This is a genomic window from Micromonospora sp. NPDC002717 (genome assembly GCF_040295705.1).
Classification (GTDB): domain Bacteria; phylum Actinomycetota; class Actinomycetes; order Mycobacteriales; family Micromonosporaceae; genus Micromonospora.
Genome location: NZ_JBEOVW010000007.1, coordinates 139,778 through 164,805 on the forward strand (window position 1 = coordinate 139,778; position 25,028 = coordinate 164,805).

The window sequence follows — 25,028 nt, forward strand, 5'->3', positions numbered from 1 at the left end:
GTTCAGACCGTCAGGTTTCCGGCGTCGCGCACCCGGGGCGAGGCGGCGGGCAGCTCCCGGGCCACGCCCTCCTCGACGCACCCGGTGTGGTGCAGGTACGACCCCTCGCCGAAGCCGGCGTCGGCGAGCCGCAGCTTCCCGCCGGTGAACTGCGCCCCGACGGCGGAGTACCGGTTGGTGCCGGCGTCGACGCTGACGTGGGCGGTGCCGGCGTCGACGGTGCTGCTGCGGTAGCCGCCCAGTTCCCACCGCACGACGCCGGTCGCCGCGGCGCGGGACAGCAGCGCCTTCGCCGCGTTCGTCCCGCTGAACAGGGCCCCGGATCCGACGCTGATCCGCTGGTCGGCGGTGCCGGCGAGGCGGATGCCGGTGTCGGTGAACGTGCCGCCGGAGAGGCGCAGGTCGGCGGACTTCACGGTGACCGGCGCGGCGTCGGGGGCGCCGACGAACGTCACGTCGGTCAGGTGCAGCCGCCCGGTGCCGCTGAAGGTGTGGCCGTTGACCCCCCGGAGCGTGGTGCGGACCAGGTGCACCGGGGTGGTGACGCTGGCCTGCACCACGTCGGTGCCGGCGGTGGCGAGGGTGAAGGAGCAGCCCTCGATGACGTTCGGCCGCTGCGACCGGGTGGACTGCTGGGAGATGATCAGCGTGTCGTCGGCGGAGCAGCCGCGCAGTTGCACGCCGTCGGCGTTGACCCACATCATCCCGGAGCCGGCCAGCCCGGCCTTGCGGATGACCTGCACGTCCTCCAGGGTCAGGTCGGTGACCTTCACCCGGGCCACGAACCAGGAGCAGACGTGCTTGCGTACGGTGATGCGCTTGGCCGCCGAGCCCCAGGCCGCTCCGGAGTTGGCGAAGGTCATCAGCCCGGAGTTGCCGGTGTAGACGAGGTCGTGCTCGTACTGGCCGTGGGTGACGAACGGACCCTGGTCGTCGCCGTCGCCGTGACAGTTGGTGACGTAGCAGTACGCCGAGGCGGTCCAGTCGTTGAGGTGCCGGGCGTTGGAGGTGCGGCAGTCCTCGACGTGCCCGTACAGGCAGTAGATCTGCTGGGTCAGGTAGCCCGCGCCGCCCCAGGTGACCGAGGTGGGGTTCTTCAGGGTGCACCGGGTGGTGTGGAAGTACGTGCACCAGCGGCGCATGATCACCGGCCAGAACGTGCCGGTGGCGTCGACGTCGGCGACGTCGCAGTGCACGGCGTACTCGTAGGCGATCGGGTGGGAGCCGGTGTACTGGTCGCCACCGTTGCCGGTGAACACCAGGTCGCGTACGTGCACCCGGCTGACCGGCTTGACCCGGGTCCAGGTGAGGGTGCGTCCGGGGGCCAGCTCCCAGCCGTTCTTGTAGTTGACCCGGATGTGGGTGCCGTCGACGATCTGGGTGACCTGGACGAGCTTCTGCAGCTCCTTCTCCCAGCGGCCGGCGAGCTGGTTGACCTCGACGGCGTACCACTGGCCGACGGCGAACGCGCCGGAGTCGGCGACCTGGAAGGAGTCCCAGCCCTCCCGGACCGGCTCGGTCAGGGCGTGGGTGCGCACCTCGTCGGTGACCGTGCCACGGAAGAACAACACGGCGGCGAACGGGTCGTCGCGGCCGGCGTCCTCGATCCCGTCGGTGGACATGGTGTGCCCGCCGAAGTCGAGCACGAGGTCGCTGCGGGTGAACCGGTGCCGCTTGACGAAGTGCAGGTCGGAGTGGGCCTCGATGCGGTGCACCGACGGGTCGTTCACCATGGCGTCCAACGCGGCGTCGGCGGGGGTCTTCGCGTCGAAGATGCCGAAGTGCCGGAACTCGACGACGCCGTCGTGCAGCTGGAGCCAGCGTCCGGGGCCGGGCCGGTCGCCGTGCGGGTCGAGCACGGTGCCGCCGTTGCCCGCGGCGGTGCTGGCCGCGTTCCAGCGGACGAAACGGGCGCCGCCGTCGCCGGCGGCGTAGTGCCCGTCGACGTGCACGACCCGCCCGTCGTGCAGGGTGCCGGGATTCAGGCTGAGCAGGGCGGCGACGGTGCCGACGTGCAGGACCGCGTCGAGGCCGGGGGCCAGGGGGTTCGCCGTGCTGTCGGGCTCGGGGGCGGCGGACGCGGCGGTCGCGGGGGCGAGGGTGAGGGCGGCGCCGGCGAGGGCGAGCCCGCCGACCCCGGTGGCGCGCAGCAGGGTGCGGCGGGAGGTCGGTTCGGAACGGTCCATGGGGGTGTCTCCTCTTCCAGGGGGGCGAGGCGATCAGAGGGTGAGGTTGTCGCCGGTGGCGACGCGGGCGGAGTCGGCGGGCAGTTCGCGGGCGACCCCCTCCTCGACGCACCCGGTGTGCAGCAGGGTGGAGGCGGCGCCGAAGGCCGCGTCGGCGAGCGCCAGCCGCCCGCCGGAGAAGCGGGCGCCGACGGCCCGGTACCGGTTGACGCCGGTGTCGATGCGCACGTGCGCGGTCTCCGCGTCGGCCGCCGCGCTGCGGTAGTCGCCCAGCTCGATCCGGACCGCGCCGGTGCCGGCGGCCCGGGTCAGCAGCGCCCGGCGGGCGTTGCTGCCGGTGACCACCGCACCGCCGTCGACGACGAGGCGCTGGTCGCGGACGGCGGACAGCTCGATGCCGGTGTCGGTCAGGGTGCCGCCGCGTACCACCACCTCGGCCGCGCCGATCAGCAGCGGTGCCGCGCCCGGCGCCCCGGTCAGGGTGCAGTCGGTGAAGTGGACGGGGCCGGCGCCGCGCATGATCGCGCCGTCCAGGCCGCGGAAGGTGGTTCGGACGAAGTGCACCGGGTTGCTCACCGGGGTCTGCACGATCACCGTGCCGGCGGGCTGGTCGAAGTCGCAGTCGGCGATGACCGTGGGCCGGCGGGAGCGGGTCGAGCGCTGGGCGATGCTCAGCGTCCGCGCCGAACAGCCGCGTAGCTGCGCGCCGTCGGCGTTGACCTGGAGCGTGCCGGCCGGGTCGAAGGTGGAGCGGGCGACGACCCGCACGTCCTCCAGGGTCAGGTCGGTGATCTTGGTGCCGGCGACGAACCAGGAGCAGACGTGCCGGCGGACGGTGATCCGCTTGGCGCTGATGCCCCATTGGCCACCGCTGTTGGCGATGTCCATCAGGCCGGAGTTGCCGGTGAAGACGAGGTCGTGCTCGTACTGGCCGTGGGTGGTGAACGGGTTGCCTCCGGCGTCGTCGCCGTCGCCGTGGCAGTTCTCCACCGTGCAGTACGCCGAGGCGGTGAGGTCGTTGAGGTGCCGGGCGTTGGAGCTGCGGCAGTCCACGACGTGCCCGTACAGGCAGTAGATCTGCTGGGTGAGGTAGCCGGCGCCGCCGTACATCACGGTCGGCGGGTTCTTCAGGGTGCAGTTGGCGGTGGTGAAGTGCGTGCACCAGCGGCGCATGATCACCGGCCACCAGGTGCCGGTGGCGTCGATTCCGGAGACGTCGCAGCGCACCGCGTACTCGTAGGCGACCGGGTGGGAGCCGCTGTACTCGCGGTCGTCCGGCCCGGACCCGGGGTACTCGCCGGTGAAGGCGACGTGGCCGAGGAAGACCATGTTGCGTACGTGGGCGTGCTGGACCGGCTCGACCCGCCGCCAGGTGATCGTGCGTCCGGGCTCCAGCGTCCAGCCGTTGAGGTAGCCCACCCGGATGTGGGTGCCGTCGACGATCCCGGTGACCTGGACCATCTTCTGTAGTTCGCGCTCGTCGGCGCCGGTGAGGGCATTGCTGGTGGCGGTCCACCACTGGCCGACGGTGAAGCGCCCCGAGTCGGGCACCGGGAACACGTCGGTCAGCTCGGGCACGGTCTCGGTGAGGGTGTGGGTGACCGTCGTGTCGGTCACCGCACCCCGGAAGTAGAGCACCGCGCCGAACGGGTTGTCGTGGGTGTTGCGCTCGATGCCGTCGGTGTGCACCGTGTGCCCGCCGAAGTCCAGCTCGATGTCGCTGCGGCCGAAGGTGTGCCGCTTGACGAAGCGCAGGTCGGTGTGGGCCTCGATCCGACGGATCGCCGGGTCGGCGACCATCGCGTCCAGCGCGGCGTCGGCGGGGGTGTCCCGGCCGAAGATCCCGAACATCCGGAAGTCGCCGACCCCGTCGTGCACGGCCGACCACCGGCCGCGCCGGTCACCGCGCCCGCCCGGGTACGGGTCGTGCACGGTGCCGCCGTTGCCGGCGGCGGTGCTGGTGGGGTCCCAGCGCAGCAGCATGCCGCCGCCGTCGCCGGGGGTGTGGTAGCCGGCGACCCGTGCCAGCGTGCGGGCCGTCAGCGCGGCGGGGGTGAGGTCGGCCAGGTCGGCGACGGTGTCGACGCGCAGGACCTGGTCGTGGGGGGTGGGAACGGACGTGCCGAGTAGACCCATGGAGAGCCTCAACCTTCGCGGTCCCGCCGGCCGGCGGGTGCGCCGGACGGCGGTGCTGGGGGTCTGTGGGCGCCGCGGGGCGCCACAGGACGGGGGAAGGTCGGGCAAACGCGCGAGGCGCGCAGGCGGCGGAGCTGCTGACCGGAACGCCCGGTGCCGGGGCTGCGGCACGACGGGAGTCAGCTGGTTCGCCCGAGACGGTCGCGGCCGGGCCGCGACGCTGGCGGAACGTTAAACAGCAGGTGAACCCGCTGTCAAGGGGTCTGTTCCGCCGGGACGTGGCCGAGCCGGCCGGAGATGGCGTCGGCGGCCTGGCGCACCTGTCGTCCCAGCTCCTGGTATCGCCAGCTGGGTAGGCCGAGCTTCAGCCCGGTCACGCTGATGGCTCCGCAGCACGCGCCGGTGTGGTCGCGCAGGGCGCTGCCGATGCAGAACACCCCCTCGGCGTCCTCCTCGTCGTCGAGGGCGTACCCGGCGCGGCGGACGTCGGCCAGGTGGGCCAGCAGGGAGTCCAGGTCGCAGATGGTGTGGTCGGTGCGCCGGGGCAGCCCGACGCGGCCGATCAGCTCGGCGACCTGCGGCGGGGTCATCTCGGCCAGCAGGGCCTTGCCCAGCCCGGTGCAGTGCGGCAGCTCGCGCGTGCCCATCCGCAGCTCGATCTGGATCCGCTCGCCGTTGCTGACCTGGTCGACGACGACCGCGTGTGCCCCCTCGGGGACGGCCAGCCGGGAGCTGAGCCCGGTGTCGCGGGTCAGCCGGGTCAGCACCGGGCGGGCGATGTCGCGCAGCGAGAGCTGCTCCTGGGCGCGGACGCCGAGGCGCGCCAGGGACATCCCGAGCCGGTAGCGCCGGTTCATCCCCTCGCCGTCGTCGGCGGCCAGGCCGTGGTGGCACAGGGTGTGCAGGGTGGCGAACGCGGCGCTCTTGGACAGGCCGCAGGCGCGGGCGACGTCGGTGACGCTGAGCCCCTCGCCGGGGGTGGCGGCGGACAACGCCTCCAGCACCTCGGCCGCGCGGCTGACGCTGCGCACCAGGTAGCGGGAGCTGTCCCCGTCTTCGGTGGTGGTCATGGTCCTTCTTTCGGGCAGGGGGAAGCCGGAGCTGTTCGCCATGGCCGAACAGCGTAACAAAGCTGTTCGAGATTTGGCATCCCGGCGTGTTGACCGTGGCGAACAAGCGTGCTTAGTATGCCGAACATCGTTTGGCAATGCCGAACAGTGTTCCGAAATTTCGAAGTGTTCCTCCTGCGGCGGACACCCCGCGGCGCCGCGACCGGGCTGGGTCGCCGCGCCGCACCGATGAGGAGAAGGTGTGAATTCACGATCGGCCCCGACCGGCGCCACGCTCGCCGAGCGGGCGCGTCGGGTCATCCCCGGCGGCGTCAACAGCGGACAGCGCAGCATCCCCGGCCTCACCGAGCTGGTGATCGCCCGGGCCTCCGGAGCGCACTTCTGGGACGCCGACGGACGCCAGTACACCGACTACCACGCGGCCTTCGGGCCGCCCCTGCTCGGCCACAACGACCCCGACGTCAACGCCGCCGTCACCGAGGCCGGCAGGCGGCTGGACCTGTGCGGCGTGGCCGTCACCGACGGCGAGGTCCAGCTCGCCGAGACCCTCGCCGAGCTGGTGCCCAGCATCGAGAAGGTGCTGCTCACCAGCACCGGCAGCGAGGCCACCTTCCACGCCCTGCGGGTCGCCCGCGCCGCCACCGGCCGGCGCCTGGTGGTCAAGTTCCAGGGCTGCTACCACGGCTGGCACGACTCGGTCAGCCTCAACGTCATCTCCGCCCCGGACAAGGTGGGCGTGGCCGACCCGATCTCCACCGGCATCCTGCCCGAGGTCCTCGACGCCACCCTCGTGCTGCGCTTCAACGACGTGGCCGCCGTCCGGGCCGCCTTCGCCGCGCACGGCGACGACATCGCCGCCGTCATCGTCGAGCCGGTGCCGCACAACGTCGGCTGCCTCCTGCCCGACCAGGAGTTCCTGCGCACCCTGCGCGAGGAGTGCACCCGGGCCGGCAGCGTGCTCGTCTTCGACGAGGTGATCACCGGCTTCCGGCACGACCTCGGCGGCTGGCAGAAGATCAGCGGCGTCACCCCGGACCTGACCACCCTCGGCAAGGCCATCGCCAACGGCTACCCGATCGGCGCCCTGGGCGGCCGGGCCGACCTGATGGACATGTTCAGCACCCACCCCGGCGCGCCCGCGTTCTTCGCCGGCACCTACAACGGCCACCCGGCCGTGGTCGCCGCCGCCATCGCCACCCTCGGCAAGCTGCGCGCGGAGCCCGTGCACGAGCACGTCTACCGGCTCGGCGAGCGGGCCCGCGCCGGCATCACCGAGGTCCTCGCCGACCTCGGCGTCCCCGCCGTGGTCACCGGCCACGGCTCCGTCTTCGTGACGTACTTCATGGCCGGCCCGGCGCCGCGCAGCTACGACGACCTGCTGCGCAACGATGCCGGCATGTTCATCGGCTACCGTCGGCGGATGCCCGAGCACGGCATCTTCGAGCTGCCGCTGAACCTCAAGCGCAACCACATCTCGTACGCCCACACCGACGCCGACATCGACCACCTCGTCGACGCCACCCGGGCGGCCGTCCGCGACACCCTCGCCGCCGGCGGGGTGACCGAGCTGGCCGGCACCGCCACCATGGGCGGCGCGACCCCCACCGGGGGAGGGCGGCGGTGATGCTGACCGTCGACAAGACACGCCCGGTCGGCCCGGCCGGGCGGATCAGCCGGGTGGAGACCCTCACCCTCGGCACCGCCTGGCGGGACTTCTCCTACGTACGCGTGCACACCGACGCCGGGCTCTCCGGCGTCGGCGAGATCACCCACCCGTACCGGGCCCGGGAGACCTGCCAGCTCGCCGAGGCGATGGCCGGGCGGCACCTGATCGGCGCCGACCCGTTCGACGTCGAGGAGATCTGGCTGCGCATGTACCAGGGCGACTTCCTGCGCGGCGGCGACGTCGGCGGGATCGTCGTCTCCGGCGTCGACCAGGCCCTCTACGACATCATGGGCAAGGCCCTCGGCGTGCCCGCGTACCGGCTGACCGGCGGGGCCTGTCGCGACCGCGTCCGGGTCTACGCCAACGGCTGGTACACCGGCGACCGGGAGCCCGCCGCCTTCGCCGAACGGGCCGTCGCCACCGTCGCCAAGGGGTACACCGCGCTGAAGTTCGACCCGTTCGGCGCCGGTCTCGGCGAGCTGTCCCGCGCCGAGCTGCGCCGATCGGTCGACATCGTCGCCGCCGTCCGCGAGGCCGTCGGGCCCGAGACCGAGCTGTTCGTCGAGGGCCACGCCCGTTTCGCCATGCACACCGCCGCCCGGCTCGTCCGGGAGCTGGAGCCGTTCGACCTCGGCTGGTTCGAGGAACCGCTGCCGTGGACCCACATCGAGCGGTACGCCGAGCTGCGCGCCCGCGCCACCATGCCGATCTCCGGCGGCGAGCACTTCCACAACCGTTACGAGTACGCCCGGCTGTTCGCCACCAACGCGGTCGACATCATCCAACCCGACCTGTCCATGGCCGGCGGGTTCACCGAGGTACGCAAGCTCGCCGCCATCGCCGACCAGCACGCCATGGTGGTCGCCCCGCACAACTCCAACTCGCCGCTGTGCACCACCGCCTCGGTGCACGCGGTCCTCGGGATGCCGAACTTCAAGATCCTCGAGACGTTCGACGGCCTGTTGGAGGAATACGTCTTCGACGCCGTGCGCGGTGCCCTGCCCGTGGTCGACGGGCACATCGACCTGCCCACCGCACCCGGCCTCGGCGTCGAGCTGGTCGACGAGGTGTTCGTCGAGCACCCGCCGAGCCACGGCTTCTGGAACATGTTCGCCGAGGGTTGGGAGAAACGGGACCGCCGATGATCGTCGACGTGCACTCGCACCTGTTCGACTGCCCGGACCACGTCGGCGACCCGTTCGCCGCCGAGGCGGCCCGGGCGCACGGCGGCGAGGTCGACCTGACGGTGCGGTGGTCGGAGTACGCGGCCACCGCACCGGAGGACACGAAGACGATCGTGGTCGGCGGCAAGGCCCGCCGCTCCGGGCTGTGGGTCGACGACGCCGCCGTGGCCGCGTACGTCGCCGCCCAGCCCGACCGGCTGGTCGGCTACCTCGCCCTGGACCCCACCCAGCCCGGCTGGCGCGACGAGCTGGAGCACGGGCACCGCGACCTCGGCCTGCGCGGCATCAAGCTGATGCCGATGTACGCCGGGTTCGACCCCGCCGACCCGGCCTACGACGACCTGTACACCTACGCCGTCCGGCACGGACTGCCGCTGCTCGTGCACACCGGGACCACCTTCGTCTCCACCGCACCGCTGCGCTTCGCCCTTCCGGTGCACCTCGACGAGGTGGCGATCCGCCACCCGGAGCTGCGGATGGTGCTGGCCCACCTCGGCCACCCGTACGAGGGGGAGTGCATCGCGGTCATCCGCAAGCACCGGCACGTCTACGCCGACGTCTCCGCGCTGCACTACCGACCCTTCCAACTCTGGCACAGCCTCCGGCTCGTCCAGGACTACGGGGTGTGGCACAAGTTGCTGTTCGGCAGCGACTATCCCTTCACCACCGTCGACGCCTCGATCGAGGGGCTGCGGGCGGTGGGTCGGGTGCCCGGCATCCCCGGCCTCGACCCGCTCGACACCGAGCAGATCGAGCAGCTCATCCACCGCCCGTCGCTCGACCTGCTGGGGTTGGCATGACCATCGTCCCGTCCTCCTTCGACCTGTCCGGCCGGCTGGCCGTGGTGACCGGTGCGGCGCGCGGGCTCGGGGCGGCCTTCGCCACCGGGCTCGCCGCCGCCGGCGCCGACGTCGTGGTCGTCGACCGGCCCGGCGTCGACCTCGGCGCGGTCGCCGCCGCGGTCACCGACCACGGCCGCGCCTGCCACCCGTACGCCTTCGACCTGGCCGACACCGAGGCGATCGCACCCTGGGTGGACGACCTGCGGCGCGCCCACGGGCCGGTGCACGTCCTGGTCAACAACGCCGGGGTAGCCCGGTTGGAGCACTTCAACGAGATCACCGTCGCCAACTGGCGGGAGGTGATGCGCGTGAACGTGGACGCCGTCTTCTTCCTCGCGCAACGCGTCGCCGAGCACATGATCGCCGACGGGGTGGCTGGCCGCATCGTCAACGTCTCCTCGAAGAACGGGCTGATGGCCGAGGCCGGGCTGGCCCACTACAACGCATCCAAGGGTGCCGTCGAGCTACTCACCCGGTCGCTCGCCGCCGAGCTGGGGCCGCACGGCATCACCGCCAACACGATCGCTCCCGGGATGATCGCCACCCCGATCGACGGTGAGTTCTCCCTGGACCGCCAGGCGTTCGAGGCAGCCTGGGAGGAGCGGATCCCCCTGCGGGGCGGCTACGGTACGCCGGCCGACTGCGTCGGCGCGCTCCTGTTGCTCGCCTCCGAGGCCGGCCGTTACATCAACGGCACCCACCTGGTCGTCGACGGGGGAGTGCTCGCTGACCAGATGCCCCGACTGCGGTTCATGCCGCCGTACCGCAGCACTCTCTGAGGGACGCTCGCGGGCCCGGCCGGCGTCCTCGGTGGGGCAGGCCCCACCGAGAGAGGTTGCGGACGGGCCGCCGTCAGGACCTGAGGTAGGCAAGGACGGCGAGCACCCGACGGTGCTGGGCGTCGTCAGGCGGCAGGCCGAGCTTGGCGAAAACATTGCCGATGTGCTTTTCCACCGTGCTGGCGGAGACCACCAGCCGCTCGGCGATGGCCGTGTTGGAATGACCCTCGGCCATCAGCGCCAGGAGTTGCCGTTCACGCGTGGTCAGCGCCCCCAGGGCGTTGTCCCGGCGCTGCCCGGCCAGCAACTGCGCAACGACCTGCGGGTCGAGCACCGTCGCGCCCCGGGCGACGCGATCCAGGGCATCCAGAAACTCCTCGACCCTGGCGACCCGGTTCTTCAGCAGGTACCCGACCGCACCGGAGCCGTCCGCGAGCAGATCGCCGGCGTAGGACGCCTCCACATACTGGCTGAGCACCAGCATGGGGGCGCCGGGCAACTGCGAGCGGGCGGTGATCGCCGCGCGCAAGCCCTCGTCCGTGTAGGTCGGCGGCATCCGCACATCGACGATCGACACGTCCGGGCGGTGTCTGAGCACCGCCTCGACCAGGGCCGGGCCATCACCGATCGCGGCCACCACCTGGTGACCGTCCTCGGCGAGCAGGCGGACCAGGCCCTCACGCAGCAGTACCGCGTCGTCGGCCAGGACGATCCGCAGCGGACCGCGGGCCGCGCGGTCCGGTGGTGGTTCGTGCGGATTCAGCAGCACGGCAGCTCCGCGGTGATCGCCGTCGGGCCGCCGTAGGGACTGGTGACCCACAGCCGGCCGCCGACCGCGTGCAGCCGGTCTTCCAACCCGCGCAGCCCGTGTCCCTTGTCCAGCGCGGCGCCGCCCACCCCGTCGTCCGCCACCCAGACCCGCAAGGTTCCCTCACTGTGGCGCAGCCCGATCGCACACCGGGCGGCGCGGCTGTGCTTGGCCACGTTGGTCAGGGCCTCGGCGATCACAAAATACGCGGCCGTCTCGACCGCCGCGTCCAGCCGGTCGTTCAGGGGGTCGGCATCGAGCTCAACCGGTACGGTCGAGCGCGCGGCCAGGGCGGTGAGCGCCGCGCGCAGGCCACGGTCGACGAGGATCGGCGGGGCGATGCCACGCGACAGGGCCCGTAGCTCGTCCAGCGCCTCCTCGGTCTGGACGATCGCGTCGGCGAGCGCCGCGCGGACGGCCTCCGGCCTGCTGTCGAGGTGGTGCTGGGCGCGGCCCAGTTCCATCGCCAGGCGGACCAGCCGCTGCTGGGGCCCGTCGTGGATGTCGCGTTCGAGCCGGCGCAGCGCGGTCGCCTCGGCCGTCACCGCGGCGACGGTCCGCCCGCGGGCGGTGTCCCGCTCCCGCTCCCTTCCGCTGATCCTGCGGTGCAACGCGGACGCGTCAGACAGCAGCGTCTGCCCCAGTCCGGCCTGGGCGGCGACGCACGCCCGGGTCACCAGCGGCAGGGTGAACAGCAACAGCAGGCCGACCGCGGTCCCGAAGGCGAGCCGCTCGGTCGGCGACGTCAGTCCCAGGGTCACGGCGATGTGGGACCGGGGGCTGCCCACGGTCAGGGTCGTCGGCCGCATCGGCCCCGCGGAGGAGCAGGGGCTGCGCAGGGCGGACGTGCCGGCACCGAGCCCGACGAACCACCACAGCACCGTCACCACCGAGGTGACCAGGGCGACAGGGAGCACCGCCACCGCGTGCGCCACACCGAGCCACAGCCCCGGGCCGGCCGCGGCGGCTGTCTCCTTCGGTCTCCGCCGCTGGCCCACACCCTCCACGCCGACGGCCGGGGGACGCACCTTGGCAATCCGCCACCGTTCCACGTCGGCGAACCACCGCACCAGCGCCAAACCGCCGGCCACGACCGGCGACCGGCCCGGCAACAGCAGACCGACCGCTCCGATACACAGACCAGTGAGCACCAGCAGCAGGCCGGCCGCGGCGGTCACCGGCGCGGTGAGCAGGTACAGCGACTCCACGACCGTGCGACGCCCCGTACGGAAGACGAACCTGACGCCCGCCCGCCACCGACGCCCGCGGCTCGCCACCGCTCGGCCTGGACCGACCACGACGGCGGATTCCCCACCGTCGAGCGCACGCCGATCCGCCTTCAGGTCGACCATCTGCCCGGTGGAGGTGACCCGGTGCCGGTCCGGCTGTGGTCCTCGAAGAGCAGGATGCACAGCGCCGACGTGCGCTGGCGGTAACTCGTCGCCCGGCCCGCTGGACCGTGTTCATGCCCCATTGTTCCCTGTTCTGGCGCAGCGGTTCTGACATCGTGGTGCTGCCGTGGCGGTTCAGGCATCACGGCGGGTGAGAGCCCAACCCCGGCCGCTGGCGCGTCCATCGTATACGGGCGCAGCAGGCCGGAAGGTCAGCCGGGCGACGGCATGTGCGCGACTGGCTTGACCGCGGTCAGCGAGTTCGGCATCGCGTTGGGCAGGAACTTCTGCACCGTGTCCGGAATCGAGGGCTTGCCGGAACGGACAGCAGCGGCAGCACGATCAGCACGCCGACAAGGGCACAGATGACGCCCGCGGCGTGCCGGATGGTCGCGCCGATGCCCAGGCCGATGAGCGCGATCAGCGGGGGATGCGCCGGCCATCACACCGCGCGCCGTACGCCAGGCTGACCGAGCGTGGGCTGCGGGGCCGACGCCTGTCGCGGCCGACTCTCTGCGCCCGCCCTGCCCTGAGAGGTGGGGCAGGCCCCACCTCCAAGTGTCCGGCGCACCCCCGTGACCGGGCGACCGCCGGTGCGGGATGGTGATCGGAACGAACGACAGCATCACAACCCGCCGGCGCGCACGAACGTTCCCGAACACGATCCGCTCACCGCCGACGCGGTAACCGACTCATGGTGGCGGCGGCCCTCCTGGCTGCGGCCGGGCCGTCTACACACACTCGACCGAGCCGAAGGAATCTCCTTGCGCAGTCCCGCAGCCCCGTCGCGATCCGCAGGCATCTCCGGTCGCATCCTCGTTATGCTCGTCGCCCTCGCTGTGGCCCTCGCCGCCGCCTTCGTCGTCGCCCCGCGCACGCTGGCGGCGAGCGGGTCGGGCGGCGGCTTCGTCGAGAGGCGCGACCTCGTAGAAGCCCTGGGCGAAGAATTCGTCAAGTACTGGCGTTCCGGCGACCGGGATTTTTCCCCGGGAATGCAGAGGGTTGTCGATTACTGGTTCCGTTACCACCTGGCCAAGGCCGTGATCGCTGCGATCTTGCTGATCGTGCTCGTCGCACTCGGCCTTCTTCTCTGGAAGGCATTCCTGAGGGCCGGCGGTCTCGGGGCGGGAAGGAGGGCCGCCCTCACGTCGGGCGGCGTTCTTGTCACGATGCTCGCGCTGTTCTCGTTGGCGATGGTGATGGCCAACGTGCAGGGTGCGGTAGCGCCCTACGCCTCGCTGTTGCCGATGTTGACGGCCGGCGAAACCGACGGAGAGCTCGCCGACACGCTCGATCAGGTCAGGCAGCGACTGGCGGACTCCCTGAGTGTGAGTGACCGGACCCCGCCGGCCCTCGAGGTGATGGTCAGCGACTTTTCTCGATATCACGTGGCGATGGCCGTGGTTGCTGGGATCGTGGCGGTCGTCCTCGTCGGCACGAGCGTGGTGTTGTGGAAGAGGTTTGCGAGAACAGGGCGGTCCGACAGGCGGACGAGGCGCGTGTTGGGGTCCTTCGGTGTTCTCTCGGCGTTGTTGTCGCTGGTCGTGATCGTTGTCGCTGTGGCGAACACGACCACCGCAGCGGACCCGGCGCCGGCACTCCTGGCCTTCTTCGACGGCGGATGGTGACGCACCTCGTGGGCGATCAGCTGCACGCTCTCCAGCGAGAAGACACCTCTCGCGCTGTGGGCAGCCCTCCGCTGTGCCAGCCCTGGTGCGGTGTCCACCAACGTTCACCGGGTTTCGACGGATTGTTGTGGCTCATCGCTGTAGAGGCGAGCGACTCCCACCGGGGGTGGGGCGGGCCACAGCGGGATGACCTTCGCGGGTCCGGGCGCCATTCGGCGTCGGCGCGGATCAATGCGCGGCCGGCTCTTGCTTCGAAGGTCAAATGTCGGGAAAACTGTCCATGATCCTCGTGGGGCCAGTCGCGACGCGCGGTCGGTGATGGACAAGGAGCTGACACGTGGGCATTGGTCGGCGCGGCGGGGGAGGGTCCGTGACAGTCGACAGTGTCGCCATGCCGGCCATGGTGTTCGCGCTGCTGACCCGCGCCGCCATGGCGGGGGTCGTCTTCCCGCGTCGCCCTCCGATGTGGACGCCGGCGGCCCTCGCGGAGGGTTCCGGTCCGGTCGACGGCACCGCCGCTGCCGTGCTGCATCGCCAGACCTCGCGTTTCCTGCTGCTCGGTGCTCTGGCATACCGGGTGTGCGTCCTGCCCGTCGCCATGGGCCTGCTCGTGCTGCGCGGGGAGCCGGTGGCACTGGTTGCTCTGCTGCCGGTTGCGGCTCTGCTGCTGGCCGCCAACGTCGCGGCGATCGTCACGGTCTACCGGCGGTCGACGGTGGACCTCGAACGGGTACGCGGGGCCGTGTTGGTCGACCTCGCCGTGGCGTACGGGGTGAACGTGGTGGGAAGTGCGGTGGTGCCCCACACCGAGGTGTTCTGGTCGTACCTGGCCGGTGCCGTGGTCCTGGTGACCGGCGCGTACGGCCTGGTCGGTGGCGTGCTCGCGGTGCTGCTGTCGATGCCGGTCCAGTTGGCGACGGTCGCGTTCGGCGCCGCCGTGGACAGCGGAACGCTCGCCGGCCGGGCCGGGTGGCTCGGACTGGCGGTGGTGGTCGCGTTGGCGGCGCTCGTGATCTGCGGGCTGAGTCTGCACCTGACCATGTCGTACGGGATCCAAGCCGGTCGGGAGGCCGAGCGGGCCCGGTGGCTGCGGTCGCTGCACGACACGGTGTTGCAGACCCTGGAGGCGATCGCCCTGCACAGCGCGGCGGATGAGACGGCGTCAGCGGTGCAGCTCGCCCAGGTGCGGGCCACCGCCCGGGTCCAGGCCGCTCGGCTGCGTAGGACGCTCGACGATCCCGGTGGCGGCAGCGACAACCCGCTCGCCGACGGGTTGGCCGAACTGGTGGAGGAACTCGCGGAACGCGGGCTGCGGGTGGAGTTGGCCGTGGCCGCCGGCGCCGGCAGTCGGATGTCCGGCCCGTACCGGGACGCGGTCCTCGGTGGGGTGCGGGAGGCTCTGGGCAACGTGGCCAAGCACGCCGGGATCGGTGACGCGGTGGTCCGCGCCGACGAGGAGAGCAGCGGCCTGGTCGTGGTGGTCCGTGACCACGGCTGCGGCTTCGATGTCGCCGGCCGACCCGGGTTCGGCATCCGGGAGTCGATCGTGGCCCGGTTGCGCGAGGTCGGCGGCAAGGCGACCGTGGAGTCCTGGCCCGGTCGCGGCACCCGGGTGACCCTGCGGGTGCCGGCATGATCCGGTTGGGCAGTCCCAGGCGCGGCGCCGGCACGGCGGCCCGACCGGGGCCGGCTGGCTCACGACCTGCTCTCGGCGCGCTGGCGGGTGTCGTCGGCGCGCTGGTCGGGGCGCTGCCGGTAGCCGCGCCGGCCAGCTACGGTGCGCCGGCCGGCTGCGCCAACCCGGTGGGAGTGCACACCGCCGGCACCCCGTGGGCGATGGAGCTGCTCGGGCCGCGCCGGGTGTGGCCACTGAGCACGGGCTCCGGGGTGCGGATCGCGGTGCTCGGCACCGGCGTCGACGACCGTAACGCACAGTTTCGCCCAGGTCAGGTCGAGGACGGTCGGGACGTCCTGGCCAACAGAGACGGGGCGACCGACGACTGTGATGGCCGAGGTACCTTCGCCGCCGGCCTGATCGCCGCCCGGCCGCACGACAAGACCACTTTCGCCGGTCTGGCTCCCGGCGTGTCCGTGCTCCCGGTTCGCTACACCCAGACCACCAGACAGGGAGACGGGAACGTCGACCCCGGTCGGCTCGCCGCCGCCATCGATTTCGCGGTCACCGCCCGCGCCCGAGTGATCTACGTGGTACTGCCGGCAACCAGGAACAGTGCCCAGTTGCGGGACGCCACCGCACGGGCGATCGCGGCCGACATCGTGGTGGTGTCGCCGGCGGCTTCCGGCGCGCGGACCCAGGGTGCGACCAGCTACCCGACCGCCCTGCCCGGGGTGCTGGCGGTCGGTGCCTTCGGGCCGGACGGCGCGGTGGCCTCTACCGAATCCGGTGACTACATCGGGGTGGCCGCCCCCGGAAGACAACTGGTGAGCCTCTCCGCCGGAGCGGACGGTCGGCTGGGACACTCACCCACGGTCGACGATCCGGCCTACGCGGCGGCGTACGTGGCGGGCACGGCGGCGCTGCTGCGGTCGTACCGGCCAGAACTCAGCGCCGCCGAGGTGGTGCGGCGGATCGAGTCGACCGCGCACCGGACCGCGGTTGACGGGCACCACCCGCAGCTCGGCTGGGGAATGGTGGATCCGTACCGGGCGGTGGCCGCAGAGGGCGTCGAGGATCCGCCGGGAGCCGTGGGCGCGAGCGCGCAGCCGGTCGCCGCGGCCCGTGCGAACCCTGGTTCCCGTGTGGATCCGTTGGTGCTGCCGCTGGCGTCGGCGGGACTCGGGGCGGCGCTGCTGCTCGGGATCGGTACGGCCGTGGCGCGTCGGGGCCGGGCCCGCGGTTGGCGTCCCGGCGGCTGACCGGCCCCACCCGTGGTGCGGCCGGCGCTACGGGATCTCGGTCGGTACGCAGCGGCTGGAGCCGCCCACCACCACTTCGCCGGTGCCGTCCCGGGAGATGTGTACGCCGAGGTTCGCCCCGTCCCGCTGGAACTGGTAGGCCACCTCGGTCTCGCTGCTGCGGTCGGTGGCTCGCCAACCGTCCGCGCTCAGCTCCGGCACCACCTCGGTCAACAGGATCTCGGCGGCGCCGGGCGGGACGGGAACCCGTAGGTTGTACTCCCAGCGCACCGATTCGCTCGGTACGCCGGCCGGCCGGAACGGGTCGCAGTCGAGCTGCTCGTCGCGGCTGATCCGGGCGTCGGCGCCGAACCGCGCGGCGACCGCGTGCAGCACGGCCCGCAGCGGCCCCGCCACGGCGGCCAGCGGCTCGTAGTCGATCGGGCTGGTCATGGCGTCGACGGTACCGTCACCACCGGGCCGCCGGTGAACACCTGGTACATGTTCCACCACGCGTCACTGTGGTAGGTCAGCACGTCGGAGTGCGCGGCGGTGCCCTCCAGCGGTCGGCCGTCGGGGTAGTTGCCGGTCTCCAGCCGGACCACACCGGGGAACTCGTCGGGGTCGGCCCCGTGCCCCCAGTTGAAGATGTTGATGTCCCGGACCCAGGCGATCGGGTCGCCCGGGGCGGTCATCGAGTAGCGCTGCACATCGGGCTGGGCGGGGCGCAGGTCCTCCGGGCCGTCCACGCGGTGACCCATGCCCGCCGACTCGATGTGCAGGACCCGGTCGGCGTCCAACCCGTGCTGCTCGGCGGTGCCGACCACGGCGCCGCCATACGAGTGGCCGGCGAAGGTGACCTGCACGTCGTTGCCGGCCGCGGCGGAGCCGGCGATCTCGGCACGCAGCTCACGGGAGAAGTCGGCGAGCCGGGGCCCGAGGTCGTCGGCGTAGCTGGCCGACGGGGCCTGCGGGAACAGGTTGGAGGGCAGGTCGCCGTCCATCCAGGTGACCATGGCCAGGTCCCGCCGGGGGGCGGCGTCGACGAAACCGGCCGCCGCGTCGCGGTACCGCTCGAAGTTGGCCAGCTCGGAGAAGGTGCCCGGAACGAACACGGCGACGTTGCGGGTGCCGGCGTCGATGTCGCCGACCAGCTCGACCATCGATCCGTCACCGGAGGGGTCGAACGAGAGGATCTTGCGGTTCTCGGCGATGACGTTCTCGTACAGGTCGATGCGCGCCTGCGACTTGGTGATGGTCTCCTGCAGACGGTGGTCGACGACCGGGTCCCCGGTGAGCTGGGCCTGATAGCCGGCGAGGCGCTGCCGTTCGGCGGCCAACTCGGCGGTGATCGCCGCCCGGTTGGCCTCGATCCGGGTGCCGAACGGGGCAGTGCCGGCGGGCGCGGCGGCCCCGGCGGCGGCCAGGGTGGTGGTGCCACCGGCCAGACCACCGAGCAGCTGTCGGAATGCCTGGCTGACCTGGGTGTCGCCCTGCCGGTAGTTGGTCACCGCGGCGGTCACCCCGGTGGCCAACCGCCGGGTCTGCGTCGCCGCCGACTCCAGCTCGGTGCTGCTGAGCTGCAGGCTGTTGCCGTGTGCCTGCATGGCGCGTTGGGACTGCGGCACCAACCCGAACGCCTCGCCGTTGATGGCTTGCGTGGTGAGCTGCCCGCGGATGGTGTTCAACCGGTCGGCGCTTCCGGTGAGGTCGGCCGCCGCGGCGTCCAGTGCGGTCGGGACGGCTCGGAAGCCGGCGGTGGTCACCTCCATGACCTGGCCCCAGACTGGTCCGACTCAGGCTCCTCGCCGATCACCGCGGGCGTCACCACCGACTGCTCGCCCCACACGTCTTCGGTCTCGACCAGCCAGGGCGGGATGCGCCGGCCGCCGGCGGCGTCGCCCGCGCCCATCGGGGCGAAGGGCATCGCCGGCATGAAGCCGCCGGCCATGCCCTTCGCCGCGGCTACCCCGGCGGCGGCCCCTGCGGCTCCGGCGAGCCCGCTCGCCGTCGGGCCGCCGGCCTGACCGGCCAAGGACTGGTTCGCCACCGGCGACATGTCGACGCCGCCTCCGCCGCCACCCACACCGCCACCCACACCGCCACCCGCGCCGCCGGCGGGGATCCGGGCGCTGCCGGCGGTGGCCTTGTCGTTGGCCGCGGCCACCGGGGCGGTTTCCTTCTTCTCGTCCTTCGGCTTGGCCCCGAGGCCAGGCGGCACGGTGGCGAACCGCCCGCCGAGCGCGGCGGCGGCCGCGGCCAACCCGGCGGTGAACATCGTGCCGAACAGCGGCCGGGGTTGGGTCACCGGCGGTGCCGCGTCCGGGTCGACGGGTGCCTTGTCCGGGTCGACCGGTGTCTCGGCCGGTACGGACGGCAGGCCGCTACCGGTCTGCGGAGCCAGCGGTGGGGCTGGCGTGACCGGCGGTGGCTCCTCGATCGGCGTGCCGGCGGTTGGCCGGGACGCGGCGCTCGGGGTGACCGGCATCGCGTCCTCGGTGGTGACGTACTCGGTGGCGAGGGTGGACATCACCTGCACCGCCTGCTGGTGGGCCGCGTTCGAGGCGGCCTGTGCCCGCTGCTGGGCGTTGACCTCGGCGACCGCCTCGGCCTGGTGCTGGCGGAGCGCGTCGACCGTGCTGGCCGGAGTGTCCGCGGGTACGACCAGGGGCGTGGTCGCGGCGGCGACGACGGAGGGGGCGAGATCGGGTACGGCGACCGGGGCGGGCATCGCCTTCTGGGCCGTCGTGAGCGCCTCGGCGGAGGAGTAGGCCAGGTCACGCACCGTGAACGCGGTGCTGGCCACCTGCCGGATACCCGAGGTCAGATCATTGATCATCAACTTGTACTGTCGGGCGGCGCCGCCGTCCCACCACTGCTCGAACTCGCGGAGCTGGCGCTCGATGTCGCCGGCGCGCTCGTGCAGCGCGGTGCCGGCGGCTCCCCAGCCCTCCGCCGCCTCGGTCACCGACTTCGGTTCGCCAGCGTGCAGCATCCGCACGAGTTCGTGATGGCTGTACTGGCTGAAGTCGCTACGCGCCCGACCGTGTCCACGCGGCATCGTGTCAGTCCCTTCCGTACGCCCGGAAGGACGTGGCGACGCCGATGTCGTAGTCGGCGTACCCGTCCGCGATCATGCGGGTCACGTCGTTGGCGAAGGCGATCGCCTCCCGCACGGTGTGCAGCAGTTCGTGCATCTGTTCGGCGGCGGCCCGGTGCCGCTCGGCCAGGGACGCCGCCTCGCCGAACTCGCCGAGCCGGACCGGCCGGATGCGCAACTGGCCGAGGCCGTCCGTCGGTTTGCGCATCGCCTCCAGTTGGTCCTCCAACTCGCGGGCGAACGCCAGCAGCGATTCGAGGTGGACCCGGAACGACTCCTCGTGGGACATCGTCGCGCTCTCCTGTCTCGGAGCTCGGCTGAGAACAACGCCGGCCAGCGGGGCGGCGGCGTCGGGTGGAGGCGGATCCCGCCCCACCCCACGCCGCCGCTGATCGCACCGGCTCAGGCGAAGAAGCTGGTGTTCCTGTTCTCCAGCGCCAACTGGGTGTCGTGCGCCTCGTTCACCTTGCCGGAGAACTGACCGATCACCGCGATGATGTCGGCCAGTGCGGCGCGCAGCCGCGTCTCGGACTGCTCCGCGGCCTGACCGGCGGCACTGCCGGAGGCGTACCAGGTCTGCTTGATCGGGGCCAGGCTGCTCTGCAGCTGTTCCACGTGGCCGTTCAACGCCTGGGCCTTCACCTGCAGCGAGTCGGCGGCGGCCCGCAGCGCGCCGAATTCCACATTGATCACATCGGCGGTCATCTCACATCACCCCTTTCCGGGCAGATCAGGCACCGGCCAGCCGGCTGAGTACGGGGCTGCCCTCGCCCACGGCGCCGGTGAGGCCCCGCAGGGAATCGGCGGCCGCCATGTCACCGGTGTTGTAGTTGCGGAAACTCTCGTTGACCAGACCGGACATGGTCTGCAGTTCCCGTGACGCAACCCGCATGCTCTCCTGCAGCCGGCCTTGCAGCTGCCAGAAAGCGGTGGCCTGGTTACCGGCGTACCGGCTCAGTACCGACACGAGTTCGCTCTCGAGTTGTGCCATGCTCCGAGCCGTGTTGGTGGCGGCTTCGTCGAACCCGCTGACCGCTCGCGTCATCGCGGCGGCATCACTCTGGTATCCAGGACTGGCCACGTCGGGTCACCTCCTCTTGGCAGGGTCGCGCGCCGACTTGCGGCGCCGTACACGCTGGGGATGCTATGCATCCGTCACCCTTGGTAGTACGGCACAAGTACCCGTCGCCGACACGGCACTATTACCCACAGGGACCCGGCGGCCGGGGCCGCCGGGTCCGTGCGCCGACCGGTTCGGATCAGGCCGGGTCGGTCTGCGACCAGGCGAGCTGCACCAGCGACACCCCGGTCCGCCGGTCCACCAACTGCCCACGTCCGGGCGGCTGTTTGCTGGGCTTGACGTCGCCCAGCAGTGCGCCCTCGTCGCGGGAACCGGAGAGCAGCAGGCCCGGTGTACCCAGGTCGCGCAGCCGCTGCACGACCGGCTCGAACAGGCTTCGGCTGGCGCCGCCGGACCGGCGGGTGAGCACCAGATGCAGGCCGACGTCCTTGGCCTGGGGCAGGAAGTCCAGCAGGGGCGCGAGTGGGTTGCGGCTCGGTGACACCACCAGGTCGTAGTCGTCGACGAGGACGAACAGCTCAGGGCCGCTCCACCAGCTGCGCTCGCGCAACTCGGCGGCGGTCACCTCCGGACCGGGCAGGCGTCGCCGCAGTCCCTCCGCGGCCTCGGCGACGAGCTGCTCGAGCACCGGCTCACTACCGGCGTAGCCGAGCAGGTGCGGGCCGGTGAGGGCGTCCACCAGGCCGCGCCGGTAGTCGGCGACGATGACCGCGGCCTCGGCCACCGGATAGCGGGCCGCGATCTGCTGGGCGAGTACCCGCAGCAGCCCGGTCTTGCCGGACTCCACGTCGCCGAAGGCGATGAAGTGCGGGTCGGCGTCGAAGTTCAGGTAGGCCGGTCCCAGGTCCGCCTCGGCCAGCCCGATCGGGATCCGCCGGTCACCGGGAACCGGACCGGGCAGGTCGGCGGCCGGCACCAGCCTGGGCAGCAACCGCACCTGTGGAGCGCGCGGGCCGTGCCAGCTCGCGTCCACCTGCTTGACCAGGTCGCTCGCGCCGTCGGGCAGGTCGCTGACCGTGGTGCGGCCGTCGATGCGCGGCAGCCCGCCGAGGAAGTGCAGCTTGTCGGCGGTGAGTCCGCGTCCCGGAGCCCCCTTCGGCACGTCGGCCGCGGCCCGCCGGTCGTACGCCGAGTCGGCCGGGTCGCCGAGGCGCAGCTCGACGTGGGTGCCGATCAGGTCGCGCAGGGCCGGTCGGATCTCCATCGCCCGGTTGGCCGACAGTACGACGTGCAGGCCGAACCCGAGGCCGCGGGCGGCGAGTGTGGTGACCGACTCGTCCAGCGGCTCGAACTCCTGGCGCAGGGTCATCCAGCCGTCGACGACGAGGAACACGTCGCCGAACGTACGCCCGTCCGGGCTGGGCGGTGGGCGGCGCCGGAAGTCGGAGATCGAGTCGATGCCGTGCGCGGCGAACGATTGCTCCCGCTCGGCCAGCAGGCCGGTCAGCTCGGCGACGATCCGGCGGACCCGTTCGGTGTCCATCCGGTTGGCGTAGCCGCTGACATGCGGCAGGCCGGCGAGGGTGGCCAGGCCGCCGCCACCGAAGTCGAGCAGGAAGAACTGCGCCTCGGTCGGGGTGTGGGTGAGCGCCAGCGCGGTAACCAGGGTACGCAGCAGGGTGCTCTTGCCGCTCTGCGGTGCGCCGAGCACGAGCACGTGCCCGGCCGCCCCGGACAGCTCCGCCCACAGCAGGTCCCGGCGCTGCTCGAACGGCTTGTCCACGATGGCCAGTGGCACGGTGAGCTGACCGTTGCCGGCCCAGCCCACCGGGGTCAGACCGCGCCGCGGATCGATGCCCAGCGGCGGCAGCAGTTGGTCCAGGGCGGGCGGTTCGGCCAGCGGCGGCAGCCAGATCTGGTGCGCGGCCGGCCCGTTGCCGAGCAGCCGGCCGATCATGGCGCTCAGCACGGTCTCGCCCTTGGTCGCCGCGGTGTCGGGGCCGTTCGCTGGTGCCGGTGCGCGGACCGGCTCGGCCGGCGCCAGCGGGGCGAGCCCGAACGGCAGCACCCGCCGCTCGTACGGGATCTCCTCGGCCACGGCGGCGGCCTGCTCGGGCGGCAGTTCGCCGGAGACGTACGCGGCCTTGAACCGTTGCAGGGTGGTGGTGTCCCACTTCAGGTACGCCGAGCCGGGTACCGGCGGCAGTTCGTACGCGTCGGACACCCCGAGCACCGCCCGGCTCTCCGCCGCGGAGAAGGTGCGCAGCCCGATCCGGTAGCTCAGGTGGCTGTCCAGGCCGCGTAGCCGCCCCTCCTCGAGCCGTTGCGAGGCGAGCATCAGGTGTACGCCGAGGCTGCGGCCGAGTCGACCGATCATCACGAACAGGTCGATGAACTCGGGCCGGCTGGACAGCAGTTCGCTGAACTCGTCGATGATCACCAGCAGCGAGGGCAGCGGTTGCAGCGGCGTGCCCTCGGTTCGGGCCCGCTCGTAGTCGCGTACCGAGGCGTAGTTCCCGGCGGCCCGCAGCAGTTCCTGGCGGCGGACCAGCTCGCCGCGGAGCGCGTCGGCCATCCGGTCGACCAGGGTCAGGTCGGCCGCGAGGTTGGTGATCACCGCGCAGGTGTGCGGCAGGCCGGTCATGCCGGCGAAGGTGGCGCCGCCCTTGAAGTCGATCAACGCGAGGTTGAGCGTCTCCGAGGAGTGGGTGGCGGCGAGCCCGGTGACCAGGGTGCGCAGCAGCTCGCTCTTGCCGGACCCGGTGGCCCCGATGACCAGCCCGTGCGGGCCCATGCCCCCTTCGGCCGACTCCTTGAGGTCCAGGTCAACCGGGCGCCCGTCGGGATCCACCCCGATCGGGATGCGCAGCCGGTCCCGGGCCGACCGGGGGCGCCAGGTGACCGCCGGGTCGAGCCGGCGCGGGTCGCCGATGCCGAGCAGGTCGGCCAGGCCGAAGGTGGTGGACAGCGGTTGCTCGCTGACCGCCGCCGTGCCGGTGTGCAGCGCGGTGAGCTGCCGGGCGACCACCTCGGCGCCGGCGACGCTGAGCCGGTCGGGCACACCGACCAGCGAGACGCCGTCCGGGGTGCGCATGCCGAGCCGACCTTCGAAGATCACCAGGTCGAGCGTGCCAGCGCCACCACCAGACCCGCCGCCGAGCTCCAGCATGGTGGTGCCGGCCAGGCCGCCGGGCGGGGCCAGCCCGGCATCGGGCAGCGTGCCGGCCCCGTCGAGCACGATCAGCAGGTGCGGTTCCTCGGGCCGGGCACCGGGTCTGAACGGGCCGCGGGCCGCCGGGTCGGCCGGATCGTCGGCCAGTAGCGCGGCCAACTCGCTGAGGGTGGGCGCGACCAACCGGGTCGGTCCACTCGCGTCGGCCCGGCCCGGATGCACCGCGTGGGGCAGCCACTTCAGCCAGTCCCAGCCGTCCTGCCGGTCCGGCCCGACGCAGGCGGCGACGCGCAGGTTGTCCGGGGAATGGAAGGTGACCAGGTGGGCCAGCAGGGCCCGGGCGAGGGCCAGGATCTCGGGGCGGTCGCCGGCCAGGGTGACCCGCTGGAAGGAACGTAGGGACACCGCCACCGGCAGCCCTCCGACGGTCGCGTAGGTGCGGATGAAGTGCCGCAGCGAGGTGGACGCCACCGGGTCGAGGTCCTCCAGCGGGGCGGTCTGCGGCGCCCGCAGCGCGGTGGCCAGCCGCTGCGGCCCGGTGCCGACCCGGACCCGGCCGAAGTCGGGATCGGTGCGGGCCCGTTCCCAGAGCCGCTCGGTGCCGGCGAACGACCACAGGTCGGCCGGGTCGGGCAGCGCCGCCAGGGCCGTCTCCCGTTGGCGGACCGCCACCTCACGGACCTGGCCGCGCAGGCCGCCGAGGTAGCGCAGGTAGTCTCGTCGTTCGTCGTTGATCTGCGCCTTCTTCGAGGCGCCGCCCCGGGACAGGCTCATGATCAGCATGCCGGCCATGGCGCTGATGTACAGGGCGCCGAAGATCCAGGTCATCGCCCCGCCGGACCGCCCGATGTAGACGAACGACATGGCGCCCATGCCGAGCATCATCGGCAGCATGAACATCAGTTGCATGCCGGCCTGGCCGGACCCGCGGGGCAGGGCGGGCGGGGACTGCAGCATGATCTCGCCGCGTGGTGGTTCGGGCAGTACAGCCCGGCGGCGGAAGGTGTCGGCGGACATCCGGCGGTGCCTCCTCGGCCCGAAGAGTCGGAACCCGTGGTCACTTTGACAGAGCAGGTAGTGGGTAGTTTTGCCGTTTAAGGGCTCGCGCGCACCAACCTACGATGACCCGCAACGATCCGGGAACCGCCCCAGCGCGGCCGAGTTGCCCGGCCCGGCGTGGGCGATCTGG

General features: G+C 72.3%; 19 protein-coding genes. 7 read left to right on the plus strand and 12 right to left on the minus strand.

Annotated elements, in window-relative coordinates; translation table 11 throughout:
- Nucleotides 1–2 precede the first annotated feature (2 nt).
- The 3 genes from ABT006_RS13130 to ABT006_RS13140 all read right to left on the minus strand — a co-directional run bounded on the left by ABT006_RS13130 (nucleotide 3) and on the right by ABT006_RS13140 (nucleotide 5,392).
- The gene (locus ABT006_RS13130; protein ID WP_350705929.1) at nucleotides 3–2,186 is read right to left on the minus strand and encodes a putative phage tail protein; all 2,184 of its coding nucleotides are present in this window, start codon (nucleotides 2,184–2,186) and stop codon (nucleotides 3–5) included.
- A gap of 33 nt (nucleotides 2,187–2,219) precedes the next feature.
- Nucleotides 2,220–4,322, minus strand: coding sequence for a putative phage tail protein (locus tag ABT006_RS13135; RefSeq protein WP_350705931.1), 2,103 nt, complete (start codon nucleotides 4,320–4,322; stop codon nucleotides 2,220–2,222).
- Between the two features lie 254 nt (nucleotides 4,323–4,576).
- Nucleotides 4,577–5,392, minus strand: coding sequence for an IclR family transcriptional regulator (locus tag ABT006_RS13140; protein ID WP_350705933.1), 816 nt, complete (start codon nucleotides 5,390–5,392; stop codon nucleotides 4,577–4,579).
- Nucleotides 5,393–5,633: 241 nt separating this feature from the next.
- Between ABT006_RS13140 and ABT006_RS13145 the strand changes: the two genes are divergently transcribed.
- The 4 genes from ABT006_RS13145 to ABT006_RS13160 are packed head-to-tail and all read left to right on the plus strand — an operon-like array spanning nucleotide 5,634 to nucleotide 9,863.
- A complete protein-coding gene (locus tag ABT006_RS13145; RefSeq protein WP_350705935.1) occupies nucleotides 5,634–7,016 on the plus strand; it encodes an aspartate aminotransferase family protein in 1,383 nt (460 codons plus the stop codon).
- Nucleotides 7,016–8,203 (plus strand): mandelate racemase/muconate lactonizing enzyme family protein, encoded by a 1,188-nt coding sequence (locus tag ABT006_RS13150; RefSeq protein ID WP_350706185.1) that lies wholly within the window; start codon nucleotides 7,016–7,018, stop codon nucleotides 8,201–8,203. The genes ABT006_RS13145 and ABT006_RS13150 overlap by 1 nt, the downstream gene beginning before the upstream one ends.
- Nucleotides 8,200–9,042, plus strand: coding sequence for an amidohydrolase family protein (locus tag ABT006_RS13155; RefSeq protein WP_350705937.1), 843 nt, complete (start codon nucleotides 8,200–8,202; stop codon nucleotides 9,040–9,042). The genes ABT006_RS13150 and ABT006_RS13155 overlap by 4 nt, the downstream gene beginning before the upstream one ends.
- Nucleotides 9,039–9,863 (plus strand): SDR family NAD(P)-dependent oxidoreductase, encoded by an 825-nt coding sequence (locus ABT006_RS13160; RefSeq protein WP_350705939.1) that lies wholly within the window; start codon nucleotides 9,039–9,041, stop codon nucleotides 9,861–9,863. The genes ABT006_RS13155 and ABT006_RS13160 overlap by 4 nt, the downstream gene beginning before the upstream one ends.
- A gap of 73 nt (nucleotides 9,864–9,936) precedes the next feature.
- Here the strand turns inward: ABT006_RS13160 and ABT006_RS13165 are convergent, their stop codons facing one another.
- Together ABT006_RS13165 and ABT006_RS13170 are read right to left on the minus strand one after the other, a co-directional pair.
- On the minus strand, nucleotides 9,937–10,581 hold the full coding sequence (locus ABT006_RS13165) for a LuxR C-terminal-related transcriptional regulator (RefSeq protein WP_350706187.1): 645 nt from the start codon (nucleotides 10,579–10,581) through the stop codon (nucleotides 9,937–9,939).
- A 41-nt stretch (nucleotides 10,582–10,622) separates the two neighbouring features.
- A complete protein-coding gene (locus ABT006_RS13170) occupies nucleotides 10,623–11,879 on the minus strand; it encodes a sensor histidine kinase (protein ID WP_350705941.1) in 1,257 nt (418 codons plus the stop codon).
- Nucleotides 11,880–12,883: 1,004 nt separating this feature from the next.
- Between ABT006_RS13170 and ABT006_RS13175 the strand changes: the two genes are divergently transcribed.
- From ABT006_RS13175 to ABT006_RS13185, 3 genes are all read left to right on the plus strand, one after another.
- Nucleotides 12,884–13,690 carry a hypothetical protein gene (locus ABT006_RS13175; RefSeq protein WP_350705943.1) on the plus strand — a complete coding sequence of 269 codons (807 nt, stop codon included), beginning with the start codon at nucleotides 12,884–12,886 and terminating at the stop codon, nucleotides 13,688–13,690.
- A 370-nt stretch (nucleotides 13,691–14,060) separates the two neighbouring features.
- Entirely contained in the window at nucleotides 14,061–15,326 is a 1,266-nt protein-coding gene (locus ABT006_RS13180) for a sensor histidine kinase (protein ID WP_350705945.1), read from the plus strand.
- Nucleotides 15,323–16,567, plus strand: a complete 1,245-nt coding sequence (locus tag ABT006_RS13185) for a S8 family serine peptidase (RefSeq protein WP_350705947.1) — start codon at nucleotides 15,323–15,325, stop codon at nucleotides 16,565–16,567. Before ABT006_RS13180 ends, ABT006_RS13185 begins: the two co-directional genes overlap by 4 nt.
- Nucleotides 16,568–16,594: 27 nt before the next feature.
- Here the strand turns inward: ABT006_RS13185 and ABT006_RS13190 are convergent, their stop codons facing one another.
- From ABT006_RS13190 to eccCa, 7 genes are all read right to left on the minus strand, one after another.
- Entirely contained in the window at nucleotides 16,595–16,999 is a 405-nt protein-coding gene (locus ABT006_RS13190) for a hypothetical protein (RefSeq protein WP_350705949.1), read from the minus strand.
- Entirely contained in the window at nucleotides 16,996–18,318 is a 1,323-nt protein-coding gene (locus tag ABT006_RS13195) for an alpha/beta hydrolase (protein ID WP_350705951.1), read from the minus strand. The genes ABT006_RS13190 and ABT006_RS13195 overlap by 4 nt, the downstream gene beginning before the upstream one ends.
- The gene (locus ABT006_RS13200) at nucleotides 18,309–19,607 is read right to left on the minus strand and encodes a WXG100 family type VII secretion target (RefSeq protein WP_350705953.1); all 1,299 of its coding nucleotides are present in this window, start codon (nucleotides 19,605–19,607) and stop codon (nucleotides 18,309–18,311) included. The genes ABT006_RS13195 and ABT006_RS13200 overlap by 10 nt, the downstream gene beginning before the upstream one ends.
- A gap of 4 nt (nucleotides 19,608–19,611) precedes the next feature.
- Nucleotides 19,612–19,935 (minus strand): DUF2563 family protein, encoded by a 324-nt coding sequence (locus ABT006_RS13205; protein ID WP_350705955.1) that lies wholly within the window; start codon nucleotides 19,933–19,935, stop codon nucleotides 19,612–19,614.
- Between the two features lie 113 nt (nucleotides 19,936–20,048).
- A complete protein-coding gene (locus tag ABT006_RS13210) occupies nucleotides 20,049–20,351 on the minus strand; it encodes a WXG100 family type VII secretion target (RefSeq protein WP_350705957.1) in 303 nt (100 codons plus the stop codon).
- Between the two features lie 25 nt (nucleotides 20,352–20,376).
- A complete protein-coding gene (locus tag ABT006_RS13215; RefSeq protein WP_350705959.1) occupies nucleotides 20,377–20,727 on the minus strand; it encodes a WXG100 family type VII secretion target in 351 nt (116 codons plus the stop codon).
- Between the two features lie 178 nt (nucleotides 20,728–20,905).
- Nucleotides 20,906–24,856 carry a type VII secretion protein EccCa gene (gene eccCa, locus ABT006_RS13220; RefSeq protein ID WP_350705960.1) on the minus strand — a complete coding sequence of 1,317 codons (3,951 nt, stop codon included), beginning with the start codon at nucleotides 24,854–24,856 and terminating at the stop codon, nucleotides 20,906–20,908.
- Between the last annotated feature and the right edge of the window lie 172 nt (nucleotides 24,857–25,028).

Coding starts and splice junctions, on each gene's coding strand:
- ABT006_RS13130 (WP_350705929.1), bottom strand. CDS start 2,186: ATGGACCGTTCCGAACCGACCTCCCGCCGCACCCTGCTGCGCGCCACC.
- ABT006_RS13135 (WP_350705931.1), bottom strand. CDS start 4,322: ATGGGTCTACTCGGCACGTCCGTTCCCACCCCCCACGACCAGGTCCTG.
- ABT006_RS13140 (WP_350705933.1), bottom strand. CDS start 5,392: ATGACCACCACCGAAGACGGGGACAGCTCCCGCTACCTGGTGCGCAGC.
- ABT006_RS13150 (WP_350706185.1), top strand. CDS start 7,016: ATGCTGACCGTCGACAAGACACGCCCGGTCGGCCCGGCCGGGCGGATC.
- ABT006_RS13155 (WP_350705937.1), top strand. CDS start 8,200: ATGATCGTCGACGTGCACTCGCACCTGTTCGACTGCCCGGACCACGTC.
- ABT006_RS13160 (WP_350705939.1), top strand. CDS start 9,039: ATGACCATCGTCCCGTCCTCCTTCGACCTGTCCGGCCGGCTGGCCGTG.
- ABT006_RS13175 (WP_350705943.1), top strand. CDS start 12,884: ATGCTCGTCGCCCTCGCTGTGGCCCTCGCCGCCGCCTTCGTCGTCGCC.
- ABT006_RS13185 (WP_350705947.1), top strand. CDS start 15,323: ATGATCCGGTTGGGCAGTCCCAGGCGCGGCGCCGGCACGGCGGCCCGA.
- ABT006_RS13190 (WP_350705949.1), bottom strand. CDS start 16,999: ATGACCAGCCCGATCGACTACGAGCCGCTGGCCGCCGTGGCGGGGCCG.
- ABT006_RS13195 (WP_350705951.1), bottom strand. CDS start 18,318: ATGGAGGTGACCACCGCCGGCTTCCGAGCCGTCCCGACCGCACTGGAC.
- ABT006_RS13200 (WP_350705953.1), bottom strand. CDS start 19,607: ATGCCGCGTGGACACGGTCGGGCGCGTAGCGACTTCAGCCAGTACAGC.
- ABT006_RS13205 (WP_350705955.1), bottom strand. CDS start 19,935: ATGTCCCACGAGGAGTCGTTCCGGGTCCACCTCGAATCGCTGCTGGCG.
- ABT006_RS13210 (WP_350705957.1), bottom strand. CDS start 20,351: ATGACCGCCGATGTGATCAATGTGGAATTCGGCGCGCTGCGGGCCGCC.
- eccCa (WP_350705960.1), bottom strand. CDS start 24,856: ATGTCCGCCGACACCTTCCGCCGCCGGGCTGTACTGCCCGAACCACCA.